The following is a 24,796-nucleotide window of genomic DNA, read 5'->3' on the forward strand; positions in this document are numbered from 1 at the left end:
TGGCCCTAAAATACCCCCAGTCTCCCCCGCCAGAACATGCCCTCGTGACCGTTATCCAGCAAGATCATCTGATCCAGTCCGTCCAGGACGCACTGCAATACATCAGCTATTACCACCCGGTGGACTTCATCAAGGCGGTGACGGCCGCCTATGAGCGCGAGCAGTCGCCGGCGGCCAAGGATGCGATGGCGCAGATCCTGATCAATTCGCGGATGTGCGCCGAAGGCCACCGCCCGATCTGCCAGGACACCGGCATCGTCACCGTGTTCCTGGAAGTGGGCATGGACGTGCGCTGGGAAGGGTTCACCGGCTCGCTGGAGGACGCCGTCAACGAGGGCGTACGCCGTGCCTATCTGGACCCCGACAACAAGCTGCGTGCCAGCGTGCTGGCCGATCCAGCCGGCAAGCGCATCAATACGAAGGACAACACGCCCTGCGTCATCAACGTCAAGATCGTCGCCGGCGACAAGCTCGACGTGATCGTGGCGGCCAAGGGCGGCGGCAGCGAGGCCAAGAGCAAGTTCGCGATGCTCAACCCGTCCGATTCCATCGTCGACTGGGTGCTCAAGACCGTGCCGACGATGGGCGCGGGCTGGTGCCCGCCGGGCATGCTGGGCATCGGCATCGGCGGCACCGCCGAGAAGGCGATGCTGCTGGCCAAGGAGTCGCTGATGGAGGAGATCGACATCCAGGAGCTCATTGCGCGCGGGCCGTCCAATCGCGTCGAGGAATTGCGCATCGAGCTGTTCGAGAAGGTCAACGCGCTGGGCATCGGTGCGCAGGGCCTGGGCGGGCTGACCACGGTGCTGGACGTCAAGATCAAGGATTTCCCGACCCACGCCGCCAACCTGCCGGTGGCGCTGATCCCCAATTGCGCGGCTACCCGCCATGCGCACTTCACCCTGGACGGCAGCGGCCCGGTGGCACTGGAGCCGCCGTCGCTGGAAGACTGGCCCAAGCTCACCTACAGCCCGCAGAACGCACGCCGCGTGAATCTGGACACGATCACTCGGGACGAAGTGCAAACGCTCCAGCCGGGCGAGGTGTTGCTGTTGTCCGGCAAGATGCTGACTGGTCGCGACGCCGCGCACAAGCGCATGGTGGATATGCTGAACAAGGGCGAGCCGCTGCCGGTGGATTTGCGCGGGCGTTTCATCTATTACGTGGGCCCGGTGGACCCGGTACGCGATGAAGTGGTGGGCCCGGCTGGCCCCACCACTGCCACCCGCATGGACAAGTTCACCGAACAGGTACTGGCGCAAACCGGCCTGCTCGGCATGATCGGCAAGGCCGAGCGCGGCCCGGCCGCGCTGGAGGCGATCAAGAACCACCAATCGGTGTATTTGATGGCGGTGGGCGGCTCAGCTTATCTGGTATCGAAGGCGATCAAGGCCGCCAAGGTGGTGGGCTTTGCCGACCTTGGCATGGAGGCAATCTACGAGTTCGAGGTCAAGGACATGCCGGTGACGGTGGCGGTGGACAGCACCGGCACCTCGGTGCACCAGACCGGCCCGCGTGAGTGGCAGGCGAAGATCGGCAAGATTCCACTGGCGGTGCTCACGTGAGTGCTTCCCGCCTCATCGATGGGCCCGGCTTCAGGGTCCGCTTCAGCAACGAAGACGGCTATCTGCGCGCACATGTGTTTGATGGCACCGATTCGCAACAGGTGTCGATTGCGATGTGGACGTTGCTGGGTGAGCAATGCCAATTGACGGGGGCAAGCCGTCTGCTGGTGCTGGAAGAGTTGCAGGAAACCGTCGAAGTCGGCGAGATCGTGCCGATTATCGATGCCATGCAGAACGCGGGGCTGGCGACGGTGCGTGTCGCCTTTGTTGAACTGCAGGACGACATTGAAGGCAGCGAATTCGGCGAGATTCTGTGTCTCGAGCGGGGAATGGCCGTGCATTCCTTCAGCGATGAGGGGGAGGCTAGGCGTTGGTTGCTCTACGGAAATTGAGATGGCGAGGAGGCTGCACGCGTAGTTGCGTCTAGCAAGTTGCGGTCACCTTCTTGCTGCTGCGCGTGCCCGAGTTGCTGATCCAACGCGTGATCGACAGATGTATCCCGGGCATGCCCATTCTCAGGTAGCGGAGGATTTTCGCCGTCACTGCGCATCAGTTGCACACGTTGCACGGTTTCCGGCGAACTGATTCCGGCCTGCCGCAGCGCCCTGCGCAAGTGCCGCATGGCTTCGCTGCGGGTACGTGAGAGGTCGTTGTGGGTCTGATCGATCCAGCCGGTAAATTGCAGGGTCACGCCATCGTTGGTCAAGTTCAGGATCAATGCATTGGGTGCCGGCTTGGCCAGCACGCCGCCGGTGGATATCAGAGTAGCAATCCCCAGATCCATGGCCTGATGCAGTGAAGTGCGGCTGCCCACATTGATTTGAAAATCAAAGCGCCGCTGCGGGTTGCGCGAGTAATTCAACAGCACGGATTTGAACACCACGCTATTGGGCAATTGCAGGTGATGGCCTTCGGCGGTCATCAGGAAGGTGGCGCGTGAATTGAGTGCAATCACTTTGCCTTCATAGCTATCAATACGCACACTGTCGCCGGGTGAAAACGGTTGCCGCAGGCTGAGCAGCACGCCGGCAATGTAGTTTTCAGCGATATCCTTGAAGGCAAAGCCGAGAACCAACCCAACCACACCGGCCGAGCCCAGTACCGCACCGACCAGTGATGTGGCGTTAAGTAAATCCAGTGCCACCAGGACGCCAGCCAGTCCCACCAACACCTTCACGGTATTGCGCAATAGCCCGTCCATATACGGGTTGCTGCGGCTGATCCGATCCAGTACATGCATGCGACGGCTGATTACGCCGCCCAGCCAGATCGCGCCCAGCACAATCAAGACGGCAACCAGCAGTAAGGGGGAGTTGGCCAACAAGTGCAAAAGCTTGTCTTGCACTTGTTCCAGCGCTGCAATGAAGCGATCGTGAAGAGTGTGCGGTGTGGGGGCAGGAATACGCATCATCAACATGGGCAAGGGTTGAAGCCAAAAGGGAGGGTCACAGCCACCACGCCAAGGCAAATACACCCAGCATAGTGAACGCCAAGGCTAACTTGAGTGCGGTGCCCAGCAGGATACCCAACCACGTGCCTGCGCCCACCTTGCCGGCATGGCCGAGGGTGTTCGGGTGCAGGCTGCGCTGATGCAGAAGTTCACCCGCGATCGCGCCGAGGAAGGGGCCCAGAATCAGCCCGGGCAGCGCAAAGAACAACCCGATGAGGGTGCCAATGGTCGCGCCCAGCATGGCCAGTTTGCTGGCCCCCACCCGTTTGGCCCCATGTGCGGTGGCCCAAAAATCCACAATCAGACTGATGATCGTCAATACCGCCAGGATGGCCAGCGTCCAGCCGCCAATATGCACAAAGCCATCCACCCATGCGGCTAATAGCAGGCCCGCAAGGACCAGTGGCGCACCCGGTAGTACCGGCAGCAACGTGCCGGCCAGCCCAGCGAGGACCAGCAAGGCGGCGAAAAGGTACAGCAGGAGGGTCCAGTGCATGGGGGTCAAGGTGAGGGTGGGGATGGCAAAAACAAAGGCCGCCAGCGAGGGCGGCCTTTGCCAGCATTGTTAGGCCAGGCTTAGTTTTTGAAATCCCGATGGCAGCCTTTGCAGGTATCTCCCACGGCTTTCATGGTGCCAGCCAGACTTTCACAACTCAGCGGCGGTGCATTGATCGCTTTATCCACCGCACCGCGCATGGCAGCAGCGGCAGTCTTGAAGCGTTCATCATCGCGCAGATCCGGGAAGGCCGGCTCCAGATCGTTGGCGGTCATCCGCAGTGCTTGCAGATGGGGCACCACATCACTGGCACTGCAACGGTTTTGCTCCATAGCAGACTTGAGCTGGCCCATATGCCACCCCTGGACCTCCATCAGTGCTCCCGGGAAGTGATCCTTGCGGGCTTCCAGTGCACGTAGCGCCATCACCGTGGCAATCACACCCACCACTAGGCCAAGGATGAGCAAAAACAAATAGCGGCCAGCGTTGCTTTTTTGGGTAGCAGGATCGGGTGTGGACATGCGATCACCTTGTCGAGGATGTCTGTGGATTGTGCCTTGCGGTTGCGCAGATATGCCAGAGGCGAGGCCATTACCAGCCCATGTGATGGCCGCCGTTGATGTCGAGGTTGGAGCCAGTAATCCAGCTGGCTTGTTCATCGGCAAGGAAGGCCACCCCGTAAGCGATTTCTTCGGGGGTGCCGAGGCGGCCAGTGGGGATATCGGCCACGATCTTGGCGCGCACGTCTTCCGGCACCGCCATCACCATGTCGGTGGCGATATAGCCGGGCGAAATGGTATTGACGGTCACCCCGTTGCGGGCGTTCTCGCGCGCCAGCGAAATGGTAAACCCGTGCATCCCGGCTTTGGCTGCCGCATAGTTGGCTTGCCCGTATTGGCCCTTGAGACCATTGATCGAGCTGATCTGAATCACCCGGCCCCATTTGCGCTCACGCATGCCGTCAATGACCGGGCGGGTGACGTTGAAGCAGGAGTTGAGGTTGGTGTTGATCACGTCGGTCCACTGCTCGGCCTTCATCTTGTGGAAGGTGCCGTCGCGGGTGATACCGGCGTTATTGACCAGAATTTCGACCGGGCCCAGCTTTGCTTCCACTTCGCGCACCATGGCTTCGGCTTCCTGTGGCGAGGTCACATCGCCCTTGGCCATGAACACGTCGTAGCCATCGGCTTTCATTTTTTCTTGCCACGCGCGCGCTTTTTCCTCATTGCGGTAGTTGGTGGCCACTTTGTGGCCCATGTCGGCCAGGCGCTTGACGATGGCAGTACCGATGCCGCCAGTGCCGCCGGTAACCAATGCAACTCGTGAAGTCATGGTGCTGCTCCTTGTGAAAGAGGTCGTGTCGATGTTGATTCTAGGCACAAGGTGTTGAAATTGTGTTGTGCATTGCGGCGGACACCGTGATCGACTGTCTGGGCACGGCGTTCAGATCGAAGCACGCGGTTGCCGTGTGCAAAAATTCGGCCACGGACGTTGTGGCCGATGGTGGCAGCGCGACCTGCCCCAGGCAGGCCCACAAGCGGGTCAGTGTGACGAGTGGGTTGCGGGTATCCACAGGCAGTGCGGCACTGGATTTGGACAACTTATGGCCATCGGTATCCAGCAGTAATGGCAAATGCGCGTAGTTTGGCGTGGGTAGCCCCAGGGCGCGTTGCAGCAGAATTTGCCTTGGGGTGGACTCCAGCAAATCCGAGCCGCGGACGACATCGGTGATGCCTTGTGCGGCATCGTCCACCACCACCGCCAGTTGATAGGCCCACAGGCCATCACTGCGACGCAAAACAAAATCACCCACCTCCAAGTCCACGCGCTGGTGAATTACGCCGTGCACACCATCGATGAACGCAATTTCGCAATCGGCCGGCGCCCGCAGGCGCATGGCGGGATCTGGACGCGGCTGGGTCGCCACGCAGTGCCGATGGATGCCACCCACTGCCGCCAGTTCACTGCGGCTGCAATGGCACTCGAACGCCAGCCCGCGCCCCAGCAGCTGATCCAGCGCAGCCTGATACAACCCGCTGCGCCGGCTTTGGTAGGCAATCTCGCCATCGTGCTGCAAGCCAAACGCTGCCAGCGTGCGCAGTTGGTCTTGCGCAGCACCGGCTACTTCGCGGGTCAGATCCACATCTTCCACCCGAACCCGCCATTGCCCGCCACGCTGGCGGGCCTGCAACCAACTGCCCAGGGCTGCCAGCAGCGAGCCGGCATGCAGGGGGCCAGTGGGCGAGGGCGCAAACCGGCCGCAGGGGGTGGAGTTAAACATGGCGTTCAGGATGCGAGATTGAATTGGGGGAGAGTGGGCCACACTTTCAAGTTCAAACCGTGCATCCGGTGCAGACGAGGCGAATTATCCATGTTCAACCGCATTTTCCTGTTTCTGGCAACCAATCTTGCCGTGCTGGCACTGGTCAGCATCGTCATGTCCGTGTTGGGCGTGAATTCGCAACAGTTTGGCGGCTTGCTGATCATGGCGGCATTGTTCGGTTTTGGTGGCTCGATCATTTCGCTGCTGCTGTCGAAATGGATGGCCAAGCGCGCCACTGGTGCACAAGTGATTGAGCAGCCGCGCAACGAGGCCGAGCGTTGGCTGGTGGCCACCGTGCAGCGGCAGGCGCAGGCGGCGGGCATCGGGATGCCGGAAGTGGCCATCTACGACGCGCCGGAAATCAATGCGTTCGCCACTGGCGCGAACCGCAACAACGCACTGGTGGCGGTGTCCACTGGCTTGCTGCGGGCAATGAGCCGTGACGAGGCCGAGGCGGTGCTGGGCCATGAGGTCAGTCATGTGGCCAACGGTGACATGGTGACGATGGCGCTGCTGCAGGGCGTGTTGAACACCTTCGTGATCGTGTTGGCGCGCATTGTGGGCCGGGTGGTGGATGGCGCGATCAGTGGCGACCGTGACCGTGGCCCGGGCTTTGGCTATTACATCATCGTGTTTGTGCTGGAGATGGTGTTTGGCTTCTTCGCTTCGATGATTGCGATGTGGTTCTCGCGCCATCGTGAATTTCGCGCCGATGCCGGCGGCGCCCAGTTGGCCGGCCGCCAGAAAATGATCGCGGCGCTGGAGCGTCTGGCGCAGACCCACGGCGAAAGCACCCTGCCCAAGCAGGTGGCAGCCTTCGGCATCAATGGCGGCAGCGTGCAGCGGCTGTTGATGAGCCACCCGCCGCTGGAGGTGCGGATTGCCGCGTTGCAAAAGGCAGCTTGAGTACAGGTAAAAACAAAGCCCGCGCAATGCGCGGGCTTTGTTTTGGGTCGCCGTGCTGGGTCAATTGTCGAAGTCGTAGTTCATGTCCGGCCCGGCCATTGCCAGGAAGTCACCCTCGGCATAGTCCACCCCGCACGAAAACAGCACGCTCATGCTGGCCGCGTCTTGCACGAACTCCGCAATACTCTGGATGTGGTGCTCGCGTGCTTTTTGTGCCAACTCCCGCACGCGCTGTTGGTTGGCGCTGTTTTTTGGCAACTCGTCGATGAAGCTGCGGTCGATCTTGACGAAGCCAGGGACGAAATGCGCCAGCAATTGGAACGAGTCCAGACCGGCGCCAAATTGTTCCAGCACCATTTTGCAGTCCAATTTGCCAACCGCCGCTGCGAACACCTGTGCTGCCCGCAGGTTGATGAAGACTTTGGATTCCGGCACCTGCAACAACAGCGAAGCTCCACTTGCGTTGTGTTCGGCCAGCTGCTCGGCAATGAATACCGGCATGGCCTCATCCAACAGCGAGGCTTGTGAAATTTTGACTAATAGCGTGACCGGTTTGCCGGCGCGTGCACGGGCAGCAATTGATTTGATCGCATTGAGGATGACCCAGCGATCAATCTGCCCCAGCAAGCCATGTTCTTCCGCGATCGGCAGGAAATGCTTGGGTGCCACCGACTCCCCGCTGTTGCCCTCCAGCCGCAGATAGGTTTCGTACATCGGGCTGGGGCTGCCCAGCAGGGAAATGATGGGTTGGTAGATCAAAGCAAAATGATCGTTGAGCAGCGCATCTTTGATCCGCAGTACCCAGGCCTGGATGCGTTCTTCCTCGGCGCGATCTACCGCACCCGGGTCAAAAATTTCGGCGCGATTGCCCCCCATGCTGGAGGACGACTGGATGCCGTGGCTGGCTTTTGCCAGGACTTGCGACACGCTGGCGATTTTTTCACCAATCTGTACACCGCCGATGCTGGCGGTCAGTGAGCCGGACTTGCCATCGACCTCGAACACATATGCGGCAAACGCGGCACGCAGCTGTTCTGCCAATGCTGTTGTGATTTGGTAGTCACCACGGGTCAGCACAGCAAAACTATTCTCGCTGAAGCGGGCAATTTGTGCGCCGTTGGCGAGTTCTGCGGCCAACGCATCATTCATGCATTTTGCAATCGCCACCAGCAGCGCATCCGCACCGCTCAGGCCGATCTCGTGCAGGATGCGCTGGTAGTTGTCCGGCTCGAGGAGCAACAGACCGTACTGGGCTTGATTCTGGCCGGCATCGACCACCGCATCTTCAAGCTTGCGCAGGAATGTGGGGCGATTGAGTAGGCCGGTGGTTTGGTCGCGTTTGCGCAGCTCTTCCAGCTCCTGCACCAGCTCGGGGTCGGATTCGGTGGCCTGATGGCGGAAAATGATTTGCTGGCAATGCTCGCCTTGATATTCGGCGGCCACAAACTCCATGACCGCCGGAAATTCTTCGCCATTGCTGTCGTGTGCGGTCAGCTCGTAACGCGGTGGCGGGTCTTCGCCCTTGGACAAGCGCTTGAGCAAGGCCTTGAACGCCTCCACGTCGGGAGTGGCGACCAGATCCAGCAGCGACATGCCTTCGATATCGTCAAACGACTCGTAACCAAACATGTCCAGATAAGCCTGATTGGCGCGGATGTGCATGCCTTCGTGGATATAGGCAATGGGCTCGCGCGAGGAGTCGATCAGCATGTCGCAGCGGCGTTGGGTTTCGCGCATTTGCGCTTCCAGCCGGCGCTGCGAGCGACGCGCCTCCAGATCATTCCATTCGGTCAGCACGTTCTTCAGGAACTGCTGGTTGCGGCTATGCAAGGCCACTGCCTGTGCGCCAAGGCCCTGCACGTTTTCCAGGATGTCGTCGGTTATGCCGTCCAGCACGGCCAGCAACGGCACGTCCTTGCCGCAGCCCATCACGGCCTTGGCGACGTGATCAAACGGAATGACCACGGCGGTGTAGTCGGCCAACACCATATCCACCGGTTGCTGCGCCAGTATCGATACCAGTTCGTCCAGCGATTCCGCACGCAGCGGGCGCACTGCGGTGCCGGCATTGCGCAAGCGACTGACCATGGCTTCGGCCTCGTTGACCAAATCGGCAACGAGCAGCAAACGCAGAGCGGTGTCCTTTCCAGTAGCCATACACGTCGGGGGTCGTGGTGGAAGTTACTGCAAGGCTACATCATCCAGCGGTCAGAATGCCGCTCTGCGGGCTTGTGAGCGGGGTCTTGCCGGGTTGTCCCGCGATTTCGCGCACCAGTTTGGGCACCAGATAGCCGGGCAGGCGCGCGGCCAGTGCCGCGTGCAGAGCCAGTGCCTTGTCATCGGCCACTTCAAAATGGGCCGCGCCGGCCACGCGGTCGAGTTGGTGCAGGTAATACGGCAGCACACCGGCGCGATAGCCACGCTCGCACAGGCCGGCCAGTGCATCGACTGCATCATTGACCCCGCGCAACAGCACTGCTTGATTCAGCAAGGTGATGCCGATACCACGCAGGCGAGCCATCGCGGCATCGACTGCGGGGTCGAACTCGTTGGCATGGTTGGCATGCACCACCATGGCCACCGGCCACGGCAGGCCGCGCAGCCAGTCCAGCAGGCCGGTGTCCACGCGCTCGGGCAGCACGATGGGCAGGCGAGTGTGGATGCGCAGGCGGCGAATGTGCGGAATGGCGCGCAGGGCGTGGGTCAGCTCGGCCAGTTTGTGGTCGACCAGCGCCAGCGGATCGCCGCCGGACAGAATCACCTCGTGAACCGACGCATCGCCAGCGATCACGCCCACCGCGTCGCGCCAGCCGCCGCTGGCGGCGCTGTCATCGGCATACGGGTAGTGGCGGCGGAAGCAGTAGCGGCAGTTCACCGCGCAGCTGCCGGTGGCAATCAGCAGGGCGCGTCCGTTGTATTTCTGGATGACGCCGTGGCCGCTGCGGGCGGCGTGATCGCCCACCGCATCCAGCCCGAAGCCGGGCACGATGCGTTCCTCGTTCAGCACCGGCAGCACCTGTCGCAGCAACGGATCCGCCGGGTCGCCGTGGCGCATGCGGGCGATAAAGCTGCGCGGTACCCGCAGCGGGAATTGCTGCGCGGCGGCGTCGGAAAACTGCGCCGCCTGTGCTTCCAGCCCCAGCAGTGTCAACAGCTCACGTGGGTCGCGTACGGCCTGCCGCCAGTGGGTTTGCCAGCGGTGGGCTAGGGGTTGCTGCAATGGGGTGGGGGCTGCGGGTATCATGTCGGGCTGTAAAAACATCATTCCGGCGCGGCCGGAATCCTCGTCAAACCCACAGTTTAGCCGCCCTGCCGGGTGGCCCCAAGGAGCACCCATGGCCACCCTCGGCATGAACGACGTCAAATCCGGCCAGAAAATCCTGGTCAACAACGAACCTTCGGTCATTTTTGAAACCGATTACGTGAAGCCGGGCAAAGGTCAGGCGTTCACCCGCGTGCGCTATCGCCAGATCCGCACCGGCCGCGTGCAGGAAATCACCATGAAGTCCACCGACTCGGTGGAAGCCGCCGACGTGGTGGATACCGACATGCAGTATCTGTATTCCGATGGCGAGTACTGGCATTTCATGAACCAGGAGTCTTTCGAGCAGGTGCAGGCCGACAAGGCCGGCGTTGGCGATGCCGCCAAGTGGTTGAAGGGTGAAGAGGATTGTGTGGTCACCTTGTTCAACGGTAGTCCAATCCAAGTGACCCCGCCGAATTTTGTGGAATTGAAAATCATCGAAACCGACCCCGGCGTGCGCGGGGATACCTCCGGCGGCGGCGGCAAACCAGCCACGCTGGAAACCGGCGCAGTGGTGCGCGTGCCGCTGTTCGTGGGCCAGGACGAAGTGATCAAGGTTGATACCCGCAGCGGCGAATACGTCAGCCGAGTGAAGTAAGCAATGACCAACCTCACCCCACAGCCCTGCGATCTGTTGATCGAAGCCGGCTGGGTGGTGCCTGTGGTGCCGCACGGCGTGGTCTTGACCGATCACGCCGTTGCTGTCTCCGGCGGGCGCATCCAAGCTATCCTGCCGATTGCGCAGGCGCGCATGCAGTACGCCGCAAAGGACACGGTGGCGCGCCCGGAAGCGGTGCTGCTCCCCGGCTTGGTCAACGCGCATACCCACAACCCGATGACTCTGCTGCGCGGGATCGCCGACGACTTGCCGTTGATGACGTGGTTGCAGCAGCACATCTGGCCGGTGGAAGCAGCGGTGATCGGCCCGGATTTCGTGGCCGACGGCACTACGCTTGCCATTGCGGAAATGCTGCGCGGCGGCACCACCTGTGCCAACGAAAATTATTTCTTCCCCGATGTGCAAGCCGGGGTGTACAAGAAGTACGGCTTCCGCGCACGGGTGGGGGCGGTGATCATTGATTTCCCCAGTGCGTGGGCGGCCAGCGATGACGAATATTTCGACCGCGCCTGCCAGCTGCACGATACTTGGCGTGGTGATGCGCTGATTGGCACCGCATTTGCGCCGCATGCGCCGTACACGGTCAATGACGCCAATTTCGAACGCATCCGCATGCTGGCCGATCAACTGGATCTGCCGGTGCATCTGCACCTGCACGAAACCGCGCATGAGGTCAGCGAGTCACTGAAGTTGCACGGCCAGCGCCCGATTGCGCGCATCGACCGCCTGGGATTGCTGAATGATCGGTTGATCGCGGTGCATATGACCCAACTCACCGAGGCAGACATCCACTTGTGCGCCGAACGTGGCGTCAGCGTGGTGCATTGCGCGGAATCCAACCTCAAGCTGGCCTCGGGCTTTTGCCCGGCGTGCGCGCTACTGAGCGCCGGCGTGAATCTGGCGATCGGCACCGATGGCTGCGCCAGCAACAACGATCTGGACATGTTTGGCGAAACCCGCAGTGCCGCGCTGCTGGCCAAGGCCGTGGCCAACGATGCGGCCGGCTTCAACGCATTCGAAGCGCTGCATGCAGCCACGTTGGGCGGTGCCAAGGCATTGGGGTTTGAAGACAGGATCGGCTCGATTGAAGCGGGCAAGGACGCGGACTTGGTGTGCGTGGATCTGTCCGCGCTGGAAACCCAACCGCTGCACCACGTGGTGTCACAATTGATCTATGCAACCAGCCGTCAACAGGTCAGCGATGTGTGGATTGCCGGTGTGCAAAAACTGCGGCAGCGCGAATTGGTGGACATGGACAGCGCGGCCATCGTCGCCAATGCGCGGCAGTGGCGGCAGAAAATTGCACAGGTGCGGGCATGACGGCAGCAGCCAATAATTTTTCGCAAGCAGAGCTTGATAAATTCGACGAACTGGCGCAGCGCTGGTGGGACGCCAACGGCCCGCAAAAGGCCCTGCACGCATTGAACCCGGTGCGGCTGGGCTATGTGGCCCAGCGCGTGCCGCTGATGGGTGTGGCGGCGCTGGACGTGGGCTGTGGTGGTGGCTTGCTGAGCGAAGCTTTGGCCAAGGCAGGTGCCAATGTCACTGCGATTGATTTGGCCCCGAATTTGCTGAAAGTGGCGCGCCTGCATGGCTTGGAATCGGGCATCAAGGTCGGCTATCGGCAAGTGGCGGTGGACGTCCTGGCTGACGAGCTGCCAGCCGGTTTCGATGTCATCACCTGCATGGAAATGTTGGAACACGTGCCCGATCCGGGTGCGATTGTCGAAGCCTGTGCGCGCTTGTTGAAACCGGGTGGGCGTTTGTTCCTGTCCACCTTGAACCGCACCCCGGCGGCGTTCGCGCTGGCGATTGTGGGGGCCGAATACGTGGCCCGCCTGTTGCCCAAGGGCACCCATCTGTATCGCGATTTCATCAAACCGGCCGAGCTGGCACGGATGCTGCGCGATGCCGGGCTGGAACTGGAAGATATCAGTGGTTTGCTGTACCAGCCGTGGCGCAACGGCGCACGGTTGAGCAAGCGCACCGAGGTCAATTATTTGGCCTGTGCACGCAAACCGGAATGACGATGCCGATGTTTCCCAAGCTGGTGCTGTTCGATCTGGATGGCACCTTGCTCGATAGCGCGCCGGACATGCTGGCCACTGTCAACCGCATGCGCACGGCGCGCGGGCAGGGGCCGATGGCACTGGCCGAGCTGCGCCCGCAGGTCTCCAAAGGCTCACGCGCGATGAGTGCGGCGGCATTCCCGGGATTGGGTGGTGACGTGCCAGCCGAGATGATCCGCGAATTTCTGGATATCTACGAGCAAGAACTCGGCCAACATGCGCAGTTGTTTGCAGGCGTGGCGGAATTGCTGGATGCCATCGAAGCCGTCGGCAGTCGCTGGGGCATCGTCACCAACAAGCCCGAGTATCTGGCCAGGAAAATCCTGCCGGCCTTGGGTTGGGCGTCACGCAGTGCAATTTTGATTGGCGGCGATACCCTGGCCCAGCGCAAGCCGCACCCGCTGCCGCTGCTGCATGCCGCACAGGTGTTGGGGGTTGCGATAGGTGATTGCGTCTATGTGGGCGATGACCAGCGCGATATCGATGCCGCACGCGCCGCCGGCATGCGCAGTGTGGTCGCACTCTGGGGCTATCGGCCCGAGGGCGATGATCCGGCAACCTGGGGGGGGAGTGTGCTGGCGGCATCGGCCCCGGACTTGTTGACGCCAGCGTTGTGGGATGCACTGCGATGAGTGACCGCGACGCGCTGCTGGCCTTCCTCGACAAAGCGCAAACGCAGTGGCCGGAATGGGTACTGGCGGAAGTGTTTGTGCCGGCACCGCAGCGCGAGCAGGCGCGCGCGTGGTTGGCCTTGCGTGGCGAATGGGCCGATGCCGCGTGGGCAGGCGTTGATCCTGTCCCCGGCGCAGCCAAATTGGGATGGTGGCAGGAAGAATTGCAGGGCTGGGCGCGCAATGCCTACCGTCACCCGCTGGGGCAAGTGCTGCAAAAGCAGCCGGTGGACTGGGCCACGCTAGCGCAGGCGTTACCCGCACTGGCTGCCAGCCGCGTGCAACAAGGCGATCTGGGCAACGCATTGCGCGGGTTGGAACCGGTGGCGCAGGCGTTGGCGGCCACCGCAGCGGGCCTGTTTGCCGCACCACTGCCAGCCGAAGCACAGGATGTGGCCGTCACATTATTGGGTGAGCGCGCCCTGCGGATGCCGCCCAGCGGCGTGCAAGGGGCACTGGGGGCTGCCGGGTTGTTGGCCTTGCCACGGTTTACCGACGGCAGCCGCGTGGAGCGCATCCACGCGGCACTGCTGCGCCGCCGCCTGCAGCGGCGGCGCAGCGGACGCGACGGCGCATCGTCACGGATCGCCGCGCTGCTGGCTGCTTGGCGCGCTGCACGCGGCTAGGCGCACGCGGCTATAAGCACGCTGGCGCATCGCAGCGTTGCAGCGGCGCTCACCCAGTAGCCGCTACAATGACGCGATGCACAAGAACACCCAACCGCAGCCTTTGCCCGATGTCGCCTTCGACGCGGTCGCCTTGGCACGTCCGTTGGACTGGGTGGGGATGGACGGTATGGCGTTGCCGATCCGCCTGGGCGCGGAGACCGGCCAGCCCATGCTGGTGCCGGCTACGGTGGATGTGGCGGTGAATCTGCACGATCCCGACGCACGCGGCATCCATATGTCGCGCTTGTATTTGCAGCTGCAGCAAGGCTTGGCCAACGAAAGCCTGGGCGCGCCGTCGCTGCGGCGTCTGCTGGAAGCCTGCATCGGCAGCCAAAACGGTGTGGCCACCCGCGCACGCTTGCATCTGCGCTTCGATCAGTTGCTGCTGCGCAAGGCGTTATTGAGTGATAACGCGGGCTGGAAGCGTTATCCCGTCGAAGTGGAAGCCGAGCTGGCCGACGGTCATCTGCGCCTTGCGCTGGCCTTTTCGATTGAATACTCGAGCACTTGCCCCGCCTCTGCCGCATTGTCGCGGCAAGCCAACGCGCAACGGTTTGCCGAAGACTTTGCGGATGCGCGCAGCTTGTCGAATGATGCCGTGCGCGACTGGCTGCACAGCACGCGTGGCATGGCGGCCACCCCGCACGCCCAGCGCAGCCGTGCACAGATCCGGGTAGAGCTGAAGCCCGCATTCGATGAGCTGCCACTGGTGGCGCTGGTGGACGTACTGGAGGCCGCGTTAGGCACGCCGGTACAAACCGCAGTCAAGCGCGAAGACGAACAAGCCTTTGCACTGGCCAATGCCGCCAATCTGATGTTCTGCGAAGACGCCGCCCGCCGGCTGGCAGCGGTGCTGGCGGCCAATCCTCGCGTGGTGGCATGGAGCGCCCGCGTCGCTCACTTCGAAAGCCTGCACCCGCACGATGCGGTGGCCAGCGTGAGCGGGCGCAATAGTTAATCAGCCCGGGTTGCTCACGTGTTCTGGCAACGAGAGGCGGCGCAGCATTATTTCCGCTCCAGCACCAGCAGGGGATCGATCCGGACATCGAACCAATTCATGCCCCAGTGCAGGTGCGGGCCGGTGGCACGGCCGGTGGCACCGACCGTCGCGATGCTGTCACCCTGTTTCACCACATCCCCCACCTTCACGTCGATGCGCGACAGGTGCAGGAAATTGCTGCTGATGCCGTGACCGTGGTCCAGCACTACGGTGCCGCCGGTGAGATAGAGGTCGGGATTGACGAAGGTCACCACTCCATCGGCAGGGGCTTTGACCGGCGTGCCGGTTGCGGCAGCGATGTCCATGCCGGAGTGCGGCGCTTTGGGCGTGCCGTCGTACACGCGCTGGTTGCCGAAGCGGCCACTGATGCGGCCTTGGACTGGCCAGATGAAATGTTGGGCAAAGCCGAGTTCATCGCCGTCGCGGGTGCGTACGGCAGTGACCTGGGCCTGCTCTTGCTCGATGCGTGCGGCAATGGCGGGCGGTGGATTGACGGTGGCCGGCGGCGCGCCGTTGACGTGCTCGATCGGCCAGTCACGCGGCGTCACGTTGAGGGTGATGTGCCGGGTTGCGGCGTTTGGCGGCTGGACGTCAAGTTGCAGCGGGCCGGCTTCATCGCGGCCAATACCAAACACCACGCTGCCGTAGGCGGTGGCCCGCAGTGTGCGTCCGGCATAGGTGACGCGGCTGCCGGGCGGCACCTTGCCGATGACCATGGCACCTTGCGATGCCGAGGGCGGAAAGACACTGTCCACTTGGCCGGCAGCGCCACTTTGCATATGAGGCGAAGCTGCACCCGCGCACGGTGTTGCCACGCTGAGGGGGGGCAGCAGCAGGCAGGCGAGGCCGATCCACAGGTGCTTGCCCGTGGCATTGATGCGGATACCGCCCAAGTGGATGGCCAGTCTGCTGCTCATGCGGGCGGCACCGGGTCGTGCCCACCGGGGTGAAGCGGGTGGCAGCGGGCGATGCGGCGCGCCGCCAACCAGCTGCCTTTGATGGGGCCAAACCGGCCAATCGCTTCCATCGCATATTCCGAGCAGGTAGGCACGAAGCGGCAGCGTGGGCCGAGCAGGGGGCTGATGAAGCGTTTGTAGCCGCGCAGCAAGAAAATAAGGAGTTTTGAGATCACGTTGGCCGGTACGAACGACGGCGGTCAGATGGATGCGGTTGCCGCCTTGCGCTGGGCAGGGTATAACAGCGCGCCTTCCCCTCTCAAGGGAAGACTGAGGAAATCCACGACGTGGCTGCGAAAAAACCCGCAAAACAGGCCGCCAAATCGGCCAAAAAAGTCGCCCCGGCGAAAAAGCCGGCCCCTGCCAAGAAGGCTGCAAGCAAGTCATTGGCCAAGAAAGTGGTACCAGCGAAGAAGGCTGCTATTGCGAAGAAGCCAGTGACGCTAAAAAAGCCGCCTGCCAAACCGGTGGCTAAAAAGGCGGTTGCGCTGAAAAAGTCAGTGCCGGCCCAAAAGGCGGCTGCACAGAAGGCCGCCCCGGCGAAAAAAACGGCAGTGGCGAAGGCGACGCCCGCGAAAGCATTGGCAAAGAAGCCCGTGCCAGCTGCCAAGGCGCACTCCAAGCCGGTATCGAAGGTGGTTGCCAAGCCTGCCTCCAAGCCGGTATCGAAGCCGGTAAGTAAGCCTGTGGCCAAACCCGTAGCCAAGGTGGCGACCAAGGCTGCGGCAAAAGTGGTGAGCAAGCCGACCTCCGCAGCGGCCAGCAAACCGACTGCACGAGTACCGGTTGCCAAGCCGTCTGACAGAGCTGTCAAGGCGAAGGAGACGAAGCCTGCTGCACCGGTCAAACCGGCGTCGCAATCAGCCAGCAAGGCAACGCCTGCTGCACCCAAGCAGGACACCAAAAAAGTTGTGGCGCCGCCGGTTTCGCTGGCGCCCAAAACAGAGAAATCGAAAGGGAAGGTGATGGTGGCGGTGAAAAAGACGCCCGAAGCGCAAGTTGCGCCCAAGGGCACCCAGAAAAAAGCAGTGGCTTACCAGATGGATGAAGTGACTGGGCGGCCTCTGTTGCCGGCAGGCTATAGGCCGTCGGCGGATGAGGAATACATGAGCCCGCTGCAGCTTGAGTTTTTCCGCCAGATGTTACTGAGCCGGCGCGCCGAATTAGTTGAGGAATCCAAGCAGACGATTGAAAATCTCAAGGATGAAGTGCGTGATGTCGGCGATGAGGCCGAGCGCGCCAGCCGCGAGACCGAAAATGCACTGGAGTTGCGCACCCGTGACCGCTATCGCAAGTTGATCGGCAAGATCGATAGCACGCTCAAGCGTGTGGACAGTGGTGAATACGGCTATTGCGTGGATACTGGTGAAGAGATTGGCCTAGATCGATTGATTGCACGCCCACAGGCCGAGCGCACCATCGACGCCCAAGAGCGCTGGGAGCATTCGCAGAAATTGATGGGCGATTGACCCCTGCGGTTGAGCGTGCTGCCACAAAACCCCGCCACGGCGGGGTTTTGGCTTAGTGGAGTTGGCGAATGTCCAGTGTGCGCAGGCGTGGGGCGCGTTTGGCGGTAATAGCCACCACGCCCAAGGTCACACAGCCGCCCATGATAATCGCCGGCACGAGTCCCAACAGCCGTGCCATCACGCCATCGTAAAACGCGCCCAGTTCGTTGGATGAGCTGACGAAGATGCCGTTGATCGATGACACCCGCCCGCGCATTTCGTCGGGTGTCACCAATTGCATGATGGTGGAGCGCAGCACCACCGACACCCCATCGCAGGCCCCATACAACACCAGAATCACGGCGGATAACCACAGGTTGCGCGAGAGTGCAAAGGCGATCGTACTGATTCCGAACGCCGCCACCGCCAGCAGCAAAATGCGCCCGGCATGGCGTTGCAGGGGATGCCGGGTGAGCCACAGCGCTACCGCAATCGAGCCGATCGCGGGGGCTGCGCGCAGCAGGCCCAACGCCTCCGGGCCGGCGAGCAGGATGTCCTTGATGAACGCCGGCAGCATGGAGACAGCACCACCCAGCAACACCGAAAACATGTCCAAGGCCATCGCGCCCAGCATGATCTGGTTGCCGGCCACGAAGCGTGCCCCCTCGGCAATGCTGGCAAAAATGGGGCCGGGTTGCTGCAGTTTGGCCGGCTCGGTGACCGGCATCGCCAGCAAGGTGGCGGCTGCCATCAGTGCAAAACCTGTCCCCACTGCATACGACATGGATTTTCCAAAGAGGCCCACCAGCACGCCACCCAAGGCTGGCCCCAATACCAGTCCCGCCTGAAAGACCACGCTGCCCAGACTGGCGCCAGTGGCAAATTGGTCGCGTTGCAGGACGCGCGCGAACAGAGCGTTATAGACAGGGCCGAGCACCGAACGGCCGATACCGCCCACGGCCACCGCCAGATAGATGGGCCAAGTGCCCTGGGTGTGCAAGGCAATGTTGCCGGCCACCAAGGCCAATACGCCGGCATTGATGGCCAGCAAGGTGCAGGCGGCGGCGCCCATCTTGCGGCGCGGCAAGTGATCTACCAGATGCCCGGCGAACGGGGCCACGCAAAAATACGGGATGACTTCGGCCAAGCCCACCAAGCCCAGCGACAAGGTGTTGTGGGTCACCTCGTAGATATGCCAGCCCACCGTCACCGCCACGATCTGGTACGACAACAAGGTGCATATGCGATACAGCAACAGCCAGCGGAACCCGACGCTGCGCAGCGGCGATGGCAGTGATGGGTTCATCCGCCGCCCAGGGCAAGCTCTGCACGATTGCGGATAAAAGCCAGCAGTGCGGCCAGGCCATTGCTGCGGGTAGGGGACAGGTGCTTGGCAAGGCCAATGTGTGTGATGTAGTCCGGCGTGGTGGCCAGAATCTCCTGTGCACTGCGGCCGGAATACACGCGCAGTGCCAGATAAATCAGGCCGGAGACGATCACCGAGTCGCTGATCGAATGGAAGGTCAGTTTGTCGGCATCGCCTTCGCCAACGATCCACACCAGCGAGGTGCAGCCGTGCAGACGGTGCGCGTCGGTTTTCCAGTCTTCCGGAAACTCCGGCAGCTTGTGACCCAAGTCGATCAGGTACTGGTAGCGTTCCGACCAATCACCGAAGAAGCCGAATTCATCTGCAATTGCGGCTTGGGCGTCGGCAGCAGTGGGTTCGAGAGGGAAGGGGGAAGTGTTCATGCTCGCTTCCAGCGCACACCTTGCGGCGTGTCCTCCAGCAGAATACCTTCGGCGGCGAGCTGGCCGCGGAGCGCATCGGCACGGGCGAAATCGCGGGCTTGCTTGGCAGCGGCGCGTTCGTCCACCAATGCTTGGATACGCGCATCGTCATCCCCCGACACGCCGCGCGCGAACCATTCGGCAGGTGCTTGCTGCAACAAGCCCAGCACCTTGCCTGCGCCCAGCAATTGCGCTTTCAGCGTGGTCCGATCCTCACGCGAGGTGGCCTTGCGTGCCTCACCGGCAAGCCGCGCGATTTCCGCCAGCGCCGCCGGGGTGTTGAGGTCGTCGTCCAGCGCCGCGTCAATGCTGGCGGGGATCACGGCAGTGGCCTGCACATCGGCCAAGTCCCGCAGTGTCCCGTACAGGCGGTCCAGTGTGCGCACGCATTGTTCGATCAGCGTATCCGACCACTCCAGCGGCTGCCGGTAGTGCGCCGACAGCAGCGCATAGCGCAGTGCTTCCGGCGGGTGCTGCCGCACCAGATCATGCACACGCTGGATATTGCCCACCGACTTGGCCATCTTGGCGCCGCCGAAATTGAGCATGCCGTTGTGCAGCCACCAGCGTGCGAACGGTGCGCCGCCGTGCGCGCACTCGCTTTGCGCCACTTCGTTTTCGTGATGCGGGAACTGCAAGTCGATGCCACCGGCATGGATGTCGATGGTAGGCCCCAGATGCGCCGCCGCCATCGCCGAGCATTCGATATGCCAACCCGGGCGGCCACGGCCCCACGGAGAGTCCCAGCCGGGCAGATCGTCGCTGGAGGGTTTCCACAGCACGAAATCACCGGGGTCGTGTTTGTAGGGAGCCACGTCGATGCGAGCGCCGGCCAGCATGTCGTCGGTATCGCGGCGCGAGAGCTTGCCGTAGCCAGCGAAACTACCCACTGCAAACAACACGTGATGTTCGGCGGCGTAGGCGTGGCCATCGGCAATCAGGCGTTCGATCATCGCAATGATCTGGTCGATATGCCTTGTGGCTTCCGGCTCGATATCGGGGGCAAATTCGCCGCTCACGCCCAGCGCGGCCATGTCGTCACGATAGGCCGCACTGTATTTGTCGGTGATCGTGCTGATTGGCGTGCCCAGTGCTTTTGCCGCCGCGTTGATCTTGTCGTCCACGTCGGTGATGTTGCGGGCATAGCGCAGGCCACCGAAGCGCCGCCGCAGCAGCGCCGCCAGCACGCCAAACACCACCGGTCCGCGTGCATTGCCGATATGCACGTAGTTGTAAACAGTGGGGCCGCAGACGTACATCGTGGGGCAGTTGGCAGCCAGCGGGACGAAAAGTTCGGGGCGGCGGCTCAGAGTGTTGTAAAGAAAGAGGCTCATGGCAGTAGGCGCGTGGGATGCACCATTGTAACGGTGCCTTGGGCGAACGCCGCCGTGCCGCTGCGACAGCGGCGATTCATTCGATTGCCCTGACAGCCCGATAAACTTGGGTCATGAGCTTGCGCCATGGGATGTCAGTGTTGTGCCTGTCTGCGGGGTTGCTCGTTGGCGGTGCGGTGTGCGCGCAAGACGCTCCGCGTGAAGTGACATTGCCGTTTGAAAACGTGCGTTACGACTATGCGCAAGTCTTGTCGGTGCGGCCGGTGTATCAGGTGCTGCGTACCACCAGTATGGAACGGGTCTGTGATGTGAGGGATGCCGACAAAGGCACCACCTTGGCGCGCATCGTCAATTCAGTCAAAGATCGCCTCTCCAGTACCGGTACCAATGCCGAAGAGCGGGCGGCTGGCTTGCAAAATTGCAGAGTCGAGCCAGTGGAAAAGGAATTTCGCCGCACGCTTGCCTATGACGTGGATTACATGTACCGCGGCAGCAAGTTCCGCACCCGTATGGACCGCGATCCCGGTAATCGCTTGCGCATCCGCATTTCGATCACACCACATCCTTTCGATTGATTGCGCTTGTGCTATCAGACGCGGCATGCGACCATTCCCGCTGCAATGAACGCCCACCTTTCCACGCGCTACGCTGACACCGCCCGGATGGCCTCCGGCATGACGTCGCGTGCGCGCCGACCGGAAACGCCATTTCCAGCTGGGTAATCCGGATCGCGTTCATGCGTCACTTTTCCGAAAACCCAGCCTGGCGGCTGGGTTTTTGCGTTTCAGCCCTCCACTTTCCTTCTGCCCATATCGAAAACCAACCCATGAAGCACTTTCTCAATACCCAAGACTGGAGCCGCGCCGACCTCAACGCGTTGTTGATGCAGGCCGCCGAGTTCAAGCGCAACAAGTTGGGGGATGCGCTGAAGGGCAAGTCCATCGCGCTGGTGTTTTTCAACCCGTCAATGCGCACCCGCACCAGTTTCGAGTTGGGCGCATTCCAGCTGGGTGGCCATGCCATCGTGCTGCAGCCGGGCAAGGATGCGTGGCCGATCGAATTCGATTTGGGCACGGTGATGGACGGCGACACCGAGGAACACATCGCCGAAGTGGCGCGGGTATTGGCGCGCTATGTGGATTTGATCGGCGTGCGCGCGTTTCCGAAGTTTGTGGATTGGCAGTACGACCGCCAGGACATCGTACTCAGGAGTTTCGCCAAATACGCCACGGTGCCGGTGATCAATATGGAAACCATCACCCACCCCTGCCAGGAATTGGCGCACGCACTGGCCCTGCAAGAGCACTTTGGCAGCAGTGATTTGCGCGGCAAGAAATACGTGCTGACCTGGACCTACCACCCCAAGCCGCTGAATACCGCCGTGGCCAATTCGGCGCTGACCATTGCCACGCGCATGGGAATGGACGTGACGTTGCTATGCCCCACCGAACAGTATGTATTGGATGAGCGCTACATGGGCTGGGCACGCGACAACGTTGCGGAAAGCGGCGGCTCGCTGACCGTGAGTCACGACATCGCAAGCGCGTATGCCGGCGCGGATGTGGTGTATGCCAAGAGCTGGGGCGCGCTGCCGTACTTCGGCAACTGGGCACCGGAAAAACCGATCCGCGACCAATACCGGCACTTCATCGTGGACGAAGCCAAGATGGCACTGACCAATGACGGTGTGTTCAGTCACTGCTTGCCGCTGCGTCGCAATGTCAAAGCCACCGATGCGGTGATGGATTCGCCGCGCTGTATCGCCATCAACGAAGCCGAAAATCGCCTGCATGTGCAGAAAGCCATCATGGCGGCGCTGCTGCGCTGAATTTCCCAAGATCAAGCCCCCCCCAACCCTCCCCTGCAAACAGGGGGGATAGACACCGAGATCTCACATGACTGCTGCTGATTCCAAAGACATCGTTCTCGCCTTTTCCGGCGGCCTCGACACCAGTTTTTGCGTGCCCTATCTGCAAGAACAGGGTTGGCAGGTGCACACCGTGTTTGCCGATACCGGCGGCGTGAGTGCCGAGGAGCGCGCCACCATCGAAGCACGTGCGGCCGAACTGGGGGTGGCATCGCATGTCACCATCGATGGCGGCGCGGCGCTGTGGAATGATTTCGTCAAACCCTTCGTGTGGGCCGGCGAAGGCTATCAGGGGCAATATCCGCTATTGGTGTCGGACCGCTATCTGATCGTGGATGCCGCGCTGGCGCGGGCGAAAGCATTGGGTACCAATGCCATCGCGCATGGCTGCACCGGCATGGGCAATGACCAGGTGCGCTTTGACTTGGCAGTGAAGTCGCAGGGCCAGTACCGCATCGTTGCGCCGATCCGTGAAATCCAAAAAGAGCACACCCAAACCCGCGCCTATGAGCAGGCGTATCTGGAAGATCGCGGCTTTGCTGTGCGTGCCAAGCAGAAGGCGTACACCATCAATGAAAACCTGCTGGGCCTGACCATGTCCGGTGGCGAAATTGACAGTTGGGAAGCCCCCGGCGACGGTGCGCGTGGTTGGTGCGCGCGCCGCGAGCAGTGGCCGGCCGAGGCAATGGAGGTGAGCTTGCGGTTTGCACAAGGGCAGGCGGTGGCGCTGGATGGGCAAGTACTCGCCGGCGAAAAAATCCTGGCCAAACTCAATACGATGTTTGCGCAATACGGCGTGGGCCGCGGCATGTACACCGGCGATACCACGATTGGACTGAAAGGTCGCATCGTGTTTGAAGCGCCGGGCCTGATCGCACTGCTCACCGCGCATCGCGCGCTGGAAGAAGCGGTGCTGTCCAAACAGCAAAACCGCTTCAAGCCCGAAGTTGCGCGCAAGTGGGTGGAGCTGGTGTACGAAGGCTTCTATCACGACCCCATCAAGGCCGATCTTGAAGCCTTCCTGGCGTCCTCGCAGCGCATGGTCAATGGCGAAGTGGTGTTGCGTACCCACGGCGGTCGCGTGGACGCGGTAGCGGTGCGCTCCGCGCATATCCTCAACAGCAAGGGCGCCACCTATGCGCAATCGGCCGATTGGGGCGTGGAGGAAGCCGAGGGTTTCATCAAGTTGTTCGGGATGAGCAGCACGTTGTGGGCCGGGGTCAACGCGCAGCGCTAAGCCATGCTCAATACCATTCTTCAGCATCTCGAATCCTTGGTGTCCTTCGACACCCGCAACCCGCCGCGCCTGATTGGTAGCGGCGGGATCTTCGACTACATCCGCGCGCAGTTGCCGGGGTATCGTTGTGAGGTGACTGACCACGGTGACGGCGCAGTGTCGCTGCTGGCGGTGCGTGGCAATCCGCGGCGTGTCTTCAATGTGCATCTGGATACGGTGCCCTCGTCGGAGGGCTGGAGTGCCGACCCGTTTACGTTGCGGGTCAGCGCCGATCGCGCCATTGGCCTTGGTGCTTGCGATATCAAGGGCGCGGCAGCCGGGCTGATTGCCGCAGCCAATGCCACGCAGGGGGATGCGGCGTTTTTGTTTTCCTCCGATGAGGAAGCCAATGATCCGCGTTGCATTGCTGCATTCCTGGGTAGCGATCACGGCTTTTCTGAAGCCATTATCGCTGAGCCCACGCGCTGCGAAGCGGTATTGGCGCATCGCGGGATCAGCTCGGTCTTGCTGAAATTCAAAGGCGAGGCGGGGCATGCGTCCGGCGCGAATGCGCTGCATGCCAATGCGCTGCATCAGGCCATGCGCTGGGGCGGCGGGGCGCTGGATTTTGTAGCCAGCGAAGCCAATCACTGCTTCGCTGGCTTGCAGGGCTTGCGCTTCAATATTGGCAGGGTGGAAGGGGGGATCAAGGCCAATGTGATCGCACCCAGCGCGGAAGTGCGCTTCGGGTTTCGGCCTTTGCCCTCCCACGATATCGACACGCTGCATGCGCGCTTTGGCACGTGTGCTGCCCCCGGCGCGCTGGACCGCTACCAAGAAACCTTCCGTGGCCCGTCATTGCCTGCGGGCGATGCGACGTATGCCGAACAGCGCCGGCAAGCCGCGCAATCACTCGCCGAATCGCTGTACTTGCCGGTGGGCAACGCGGTGGATTTCTGGACCGAGGCCGCGTTGTTTTCGCAAGCCGGCTTGACCGCATTCGTGTATGGCCCTGGCGATATTGCACAGGCGCACACCGCCGACGAATGGGTGGCACTGGCGCAACTTCAGCGCTATGCCGACGCCATCGTCCGCATTCTTTGACAATGACCTTGA

25 protein-coding genes and 1 pseudogene are annotated in these 24,796 nt (G+C 62.0%); 14 read left to right on the forward strand and 12 right to left on the reverse strand.

Annotated elements, in window-relative coordinates:
• The first annotated feature begins 44 nt into the window (after window positions 1-44).
• Together QWB57_RS09720 and QWB57_RS09725 are read left to right on the forward strand one after the other, a co-directional pair.
• Entirely contained in the window at window positions 45-1,565 is a 1,521-nt protein-coding gene (locus QWB57_RS09720; protein ID WP_288969334.1) for a fumarate hydratase, read from the forward strand.
• The gene (locus QWB57_RS09725; RefSeq protein WP_223628156.1) at window positions 1,562-1,957 is read left to right on the forward strand and encodes a hypothetical protein; all 396 of its coding nucleotides are present in this window, start codon (window positions 1,562-1,564) and stop codon (window positions 1,955-1,957) included. The genes QWB57_RS09720 and QWB57_RS09725 overlap by 4 nt, the downstream gene beginning before the upstream one ends.
• Here QWB57_RS09725 and QWB57_RS09730 read toward each other — a convergent pair.
• From QWB57_RS09730 to gluQRS, 5 genes are all read right to left on the reverse strand, one after another.
• On the reverse strand, window positions 1,945-2,973 hold the full coding sequence (locus QWB57_RS09730; RefSeq protein ID WP_288969336.1) for a mechanosensitive ion channel domain-containing protein: 1,029 nt from the start codon (window positions 2,971-2,973) through the stop codon (window positions 1,945-1,947). The two genes, QWB57_RS09725 and QWB57_RS09730, sit on opposite strands and share 13 nt — an antisense overlap.
• A gap of 37 nt (window positions 2,974-3,010) precedes the next feature.
• Window positions 3,011-3,511 carry a DUF456 domain-containing protein gene (locus QWB57_RS09735; protein ID WP_288969337.1) on the reverse strand — a complete coding sequence of 167 codons (501 nt, stop codon included), beginning with the start codon at window positions 3,509-3,511 and terminating at the stop codon, window positions 3,011-3,013.
• An 80-nt stretch (window positions 3,512-3,591) separates the two neighbouring features.
• Window positions 3,592-4,032, reverse strand: coding sequence for a cytochrome c (locus QWB57_RS09740; RefSeq protein ID WP_223628163.1), 441 nt, complete (start codon window positions 4,030-4,032; stop codon window positions 3,592-3,594).
• Between the two features lie 70 nt (window positions 4,033-4,102).
• A complete protein-coding gene (phbB, locus tag QWB57_RS09745) occupies window positions 4,103-4,843 on the reverse strand; it encodes an acetoacetyl-CoA reductase (RefSeq protein WP_223628165.1) in 741 nt (246 codons plus the stop codon).
• A gap of 40 nt (window positions 4,844-4,883) precedes the next feature.
• On the reverse strand, window positions 4,884-5,792 hold the full coding sequence (gluQRS, locus tag QWB57_RS09750; protein ID WP_288969338.1) for a tRNA glutamyl-Q(34) synthetase GluQRS: 909 nt from the start codon (window positions 5,790-5,792) through the stop codon (window positions 4,884-4,886).
• Window positions 5,793-5,882: 90 nt separating this feature from the next.
• Between gluQRS and htpX the strand changes: the two genes are divergently transcribed.
• On the forward strand, window positions 5,883-6,740 hold the full coding sequence (htpX, locus tag QWB57_RS09755; RefSeq protein ID WP_223628169.1) for a protease HtpX: 858 nt from the start codon (window positions 5,883-5,885) through the stop codon (window positions 6,738-6,740).
• Window positions 6,741-6,800: 60 nt separating this feature from the next.
• On the opposite strand, the gene QWB57_RS09760 is transcribed toward htpX, so the two are convergent.
• Together QWB57_RS09760 and epmB are read right to left on the reverse strand one after the other, a co-directional pair.
• Window positions 6,801-8,897, reverse strand: a complete 2,097-nt coding sequence (locus tag QWB57_RS09760; protein WP_223628171.1) for an EAL domain-containing protein — start codon at window positions 8,895-8,897, stop codon at window positions 6,801-6,803.
• A gap of 40 nt (window positions 8,898-8,937) precedes the next feature.
• Entirely contained in the window at window positions 8,938-9,984 is a 1,047-nt protein-coding gene (gene epmB, locus QWB57_RS09765) for an EF-P beta-lysylation protein EpmB (RefSeq protein ID WP_223628765.1), read from the reverse strand.
• A gap of 91 nt (window positions 9,985-10,075) precedes the next feature.
• Here epmB and efp point away from each other — a divergent pair, with 91 nt between their 5' ends.
• From efp to folE2, 6 genes are all read left to right on the forward strand, one after another.
• Window positions 10,076-10,642, forward strand: coding sequence for an elongation factor P (gene efp / locus QWB57_RS09770; protein ID WP_223628173.1), 567 nt, complete (start codon window positions 10,076-10,078; stop codon window positions 10,640-10,642).
• Window positions 10,643-10,645: 3 nt separating this feature from the next.
• Window positions 10,646-11,983, forward strand: coding sequence for a TRZ/ATZ family hydrolase (locus QWB57_RS09775; protein WP_288969339.1), 1,338 nt, complete (start codon window positions 10,646-10,648; stop codon window positions 11,981-11,983).
• The gene (gene ubiG, locus QWB57_RS09780; protein WP_288969340.1) at window positions 11,980-12,690 is read left to right on the forward strand and encodes a bifunctional 2-polyprenyl-6-hydroxyphenol methylase/3-demethylubiquinol 3-O-methyltransferase UbiG; all 711 of its coding nucleotides are present in this window, start codon (window positions 11,980-11,982) and stop codon (window positions 12,688-12,690) included. The genes QWB57_RS09775 and ubiG overlap by 4 nt, the downstream gene beginning before the upstream one ends.
• The gene (gph, locus tag QWB57_RS09785; protein ID WP_288969342.1) at window positions 12,687-13,364 is read left to right on the forward strand and encodes a phosphoglycolate phosphatase; all 678 of its coding nucleotides are present in this window, start codon (window positions 12,687-12,689) and stop codon (window positions 13,362-13,364) included. The genes ubiG and gph overlap by 4 nt, the downstream gene beginning before the upstream one ends.
• Complete coding sequence (locus tag QWB57_RS09790; protein ID WP_288969344.1) at window positions 13,361-14,029, forward strand: phytoene/squalene synthase family protein; 669 nt, start codon at window positions 13,361-13,363, stop codon at window positions 14,027-14,029. The genes gph and QWB57_RS09790 overlap by 4 nt, the downstream gene beginning before the upstream one ends.
• A gap of 76 nt (window positions 14,030-14,105) precedes the next feature.
• A complete protein-coding gene (gene folE2, locus QWB57_RS09795; RefSeq protein WP_223628184.1) occupies window positions 14,106-15,029 on the forward strand; it encodes a GTP cyclohydrolase FolE2 in 924 nt (307 codons plus the stop codon).
• A 47-nt stretch (window positions 15,030-15,076) separates the two neighbouring features.
• Here folE2 and QWB57_RS09800 read toward each other — a convergent pair.
• Both QWB57_RS09800 and yidD read right to left on the reverse strand, forming a co-directional pair.
• Window positions 15,077-15,823, reverse strand: a pseudogene (locus QWB57_RS09800) (M23 family metallopeptidase); the annotation flags it as partial.
• Window positions 15,824-15,984: 161 nt separating this feature from the next.
• Entirely contained in the window at window positions 15,985-16,203 is a 219-nt protein-coding gene (gene yidD, locus QWB57_RS09805; protein WP_223628187.1) for a membrane protein insertion efficiency factor YidD, read from the reverse strand.
• 111 nt (window positions 16,204-16,314) lie between these two features.
• Here yidD and dksA point away from each other — a divergent pair, with 111 nt between their 5' ends.
• The gene (gene dksA, locus QWB57_RS09810; protein ID WP_288969346.1) at window positions 16,315-17,496 is read left to right on the forward strand and encodes an RNA polymerase-binding protein DksA; all 1,182 of its coding nucleotides are present in this window, start codon (window positions 16,315-16,317) and stop codon (window positions 17,494-17,496) included.
• A 52-nt stretch (window positions 17,497-17,548) separates the two neighbouring features.
• On the opposite strand, the gene QWB57_RS09815 is transcribed toward dksA, so the two are convergent.
• The 3 genes from QWB57_RS09815 to cysS are packed head-to-tail and all read right to left on the reverse strand — an operon-like array spanning window position 17,549 to window position 20,597.
• Entirely contained in the window at window positions 17,549-18,781 is a 1,233-nt protein-coding gene (locus QWB57_RS09815) for an MFS transporter (RefSeq protein WP_223628192.1), read from the reverse strand.
• Complete coding sequence (locus QWB57_RS09820; RefSeq protein WP_223628194.1) at window positions 18,778-19,224, reverse strand: SufE family protein; 447 nt, start codon at window positions 19,222-19,224, stop codon at window positions 18,778-18,780. Before QWB57_RS09820 ends, QWB57_RS09815 begins: the two co-directional genes overlap by 4 nt.
• Complete coding sequence (gene cysS, locus QWB57_RS09825) at window positions 19,221-20,597, reverse strand: cysteine--tRNA ligase (RefSeq protein ID WP_288969347.1); 1,377 nt, start codon at window positions 20,595-20,597, stop codon at window positions 19,221-19,223. Before cysS ends, QWB57_RS09820 begins: the two co-directional genes overlap by 4 nt.
• A 113-nt stretch (window positions 20,598-20,710) precedes the next feature.
• On the opposite strand from cysS, the gene QWB57_RS09830 reads away from it, so the two are divergent.
• The 4 genes from QWB57_RS09830 to QWB57_RS09845 all read left to right on the forward strand — a co-directional run bounded on the left by QWB57_RS09830 (window position 20,711) and on the right by QWB57_RS09845 (window position 24,784).
• Entirely contained in the window at window positions 20,711-21,172 is a 462-nt protein-coding gene (locus QWB57_RS09830; RefSeq protein ID WP_223628199.1) for a hypothetical protein, read from the forward strand.
• Window positions 21,173-21,423: 251 nt separating this feature from the next.
• Entirely contained in the window at window positions 21,424-22,425 is a 1,002-nt protein-coding gene (locus QWB57_RS09835) for an N-acetylornithine carbamoyltransferase (protein WP_223628200.1), read from the forward strand.
• A 67-nt stretch (window positions 22,426-22,492) separates the two neighbouring features.
• Window positions 22,493-23,701 carry an argininosuccinate synthase gene (locus tag QWB57_RS09840; protein ID WP_288969349.1) on the forward strand — a complete coding sequence of 403 codons (1,209 nt, stop codon included), beginning with the start codon at window positions 22,493-22,495 and terminating at the stop codon, window positions 23,699-23,701.
• A 3-nt stretch (window positions 23,702-23,704) separates the two neighbouring features.
• Window positions 23,705-24,784: an acetylornithine deacetylase gene (locus tag QWB57_RS09845; RefSeq protein ID WP_288969350.1), complete on the forward strand. Its 1,080-nt coding sequence runs from the start codon at window positions 23,705-23,707 to the stop codon at window positions 24,782-24,784.
• Window positions 24,785-24,796: the final 12 nt, after the last annotated feature.

The organism is uncultured Thermomonas sp., from assembly GCF_937872235.1.
GTDB lineage: Bacteria > Pseudomonadota > Gammaproteobacteria > Xanthomonadales > Xanthomonadaceae > Thermomonas > Thermomonas beijingensis.

What these genes read in the sequence shown, in the direction of transcription:
- ubiG (WP_288969340.1), top strand. Translation starts at nt 11,980, where the DNA reads ATGACGGCAGCAGCCAATAATTTTTCGCAAGCAGAGCTTGATAAATTC.
- QWB57_RS09775 (WP_288969339.1), top strand. Translation starts at nt 10,646, where the DNA reads ATGACCAACCTCACCCCACAGCCCTGCGATCTGTTGATCGAAGCCGGC.
- phbB (WP_223628165.1), bottom strand. Translation starts at nt 4,843, where the DNA reads ATGACTTCACGAGTTGCATTGGTTACCGGCGGCACTGGCGGCATCGGT.
- QWB57_RS09830 (WP_223628199.1), top strand. Translation starts at nt 20,711, where the DNA reads ATGAGCTTGCGCCATGGGATGTCAGTGTTGTGCCTGTCTGCGGGGTTG.
- QWB57_RS09760 (WP_223628171.1), bottom strand. Translation starts at nt 8,897, where the DNA reads ATGGCTACTGGAAAGGACACCGCTCTGCGTTTGCTGCTCGTTGCCGAT.
- QWB57_RS09820 (WP_223628194.1), bottom strand. Translation starts at nt 19,224, where the DNA reads ATGAACACTTCCCCCTTCCCTCTCGAACCCACTGCTGCCGACGCCCAA.
- cysS (WP_288969347.1), bottom strand. Translation starts at nt 20,597, where the DNA reads ATGAGCCTCTTTCTTTACAACACTCTGAGCCGCCGCCCCGAACTTTTC.
- epmB (WP_223628765.1), bottom strand. Translation starts at nt 9,984, where the DNA reads ATGATACCCGCAGCCCCCACCCCATTGCAGCAACCCCTAGCCCACCGC.
- folE2 (WP_223628184.1), top strand. Translation starts at nt 14,106, where the DNA reads ATGCACAAGAACACCCAACCGCAGCCTTTGCCCGATGTCGCCTTCGAC.
- QWB57_RS09835 (WP_223628200.1), top strand. Translation starts at nt 21,424, where the DNA reads ATGAAGCACTTTCTCAATACCCAAGACTGGAGCCGCGCCGACCTCAAC.
- gluQRS (WP_288969338.1), bottom strand. Translation starts at nt 5,792, where the DNA reads ATGTTTAACTCCACCCCCTGCGGCCGGTTTGCGCCCTCGCCCACTGGC.
- QWB57_RS09790 (WP_288969344.1), top strand. Translation starts at nt 13,361, where the DNA reads ATGAGTGACCGCGACGCGCTGCTGGCCTTCCTCGACAAAGCGCAAACG.
- QWB57_RS09730 (WP_288969336.1), bottom strand. Translation starts at nt 2,973, where the DNA reads ATGCGTATTCCTGCCCCCACACCGCACACTCTTCACGATCGCTTCATT.
- QWB57_RS09815 (WP_223628192.1), bottom strand. Translation starts at nt 18,781, where the DNA reads ATGAACCCATCACTGCCATCGCCGCTGCGCAGCGTCGGGTTCCGCTGG.
- gph (WP_288969342.1), top strand. Translation starts at nt 12,687, where the DNA reads ATGACGATGCCGATGTTTCCCAAGCTGGTGCTGTTCGATCTGGATGGC.
- QWB57_RS09740 (WP_223628163.1), bottom strand. Translation starts at nt 4,032, where the DNA reads ATGTCCACACCCGATCCTGCTACCCAAAAAAGCAACGCTGGCCGCTAT.
- efp (WP_223628173.1), top strand. Translation starts at nt 10,076, where the DNA reads ATGGCCACCCTCGGCATGAACGACGTCAAATCCGGCCAGAAAATCCTG.
- QWB57_RS09845 (WP_288969350.1), top strand. Translation starts at nt 23,705, where the DNA reads ATGCTCAATACCATTCTTCAGCATCTCGAATCCTTGGTGTCCTTCGAC.
- QWB57_RS09735 (WP_288969337.1), bottom strand. Translation starts at nt 3,511, where the DNA reads ATGCACTGGACCCTCCTGCTGTACCTTTTCGCCGCCTTGCTGGTCCTC.
- htpX (WP_223628169.1), top strand. Translation starts at nt 5,883, where the DNA reads ATGTTCAACCGCATTTTCCTGTTTCTGGCAACCAATCTTGCCGTGCTG.
- QWB57_RS09840 (WP_288969349.1), top strand. Translation starts at nt 22,493, where the DNA reads ATGACTGCTGCTGATTCCAAAGACATCGTTCTCGCCTTTTCCGGCGGC.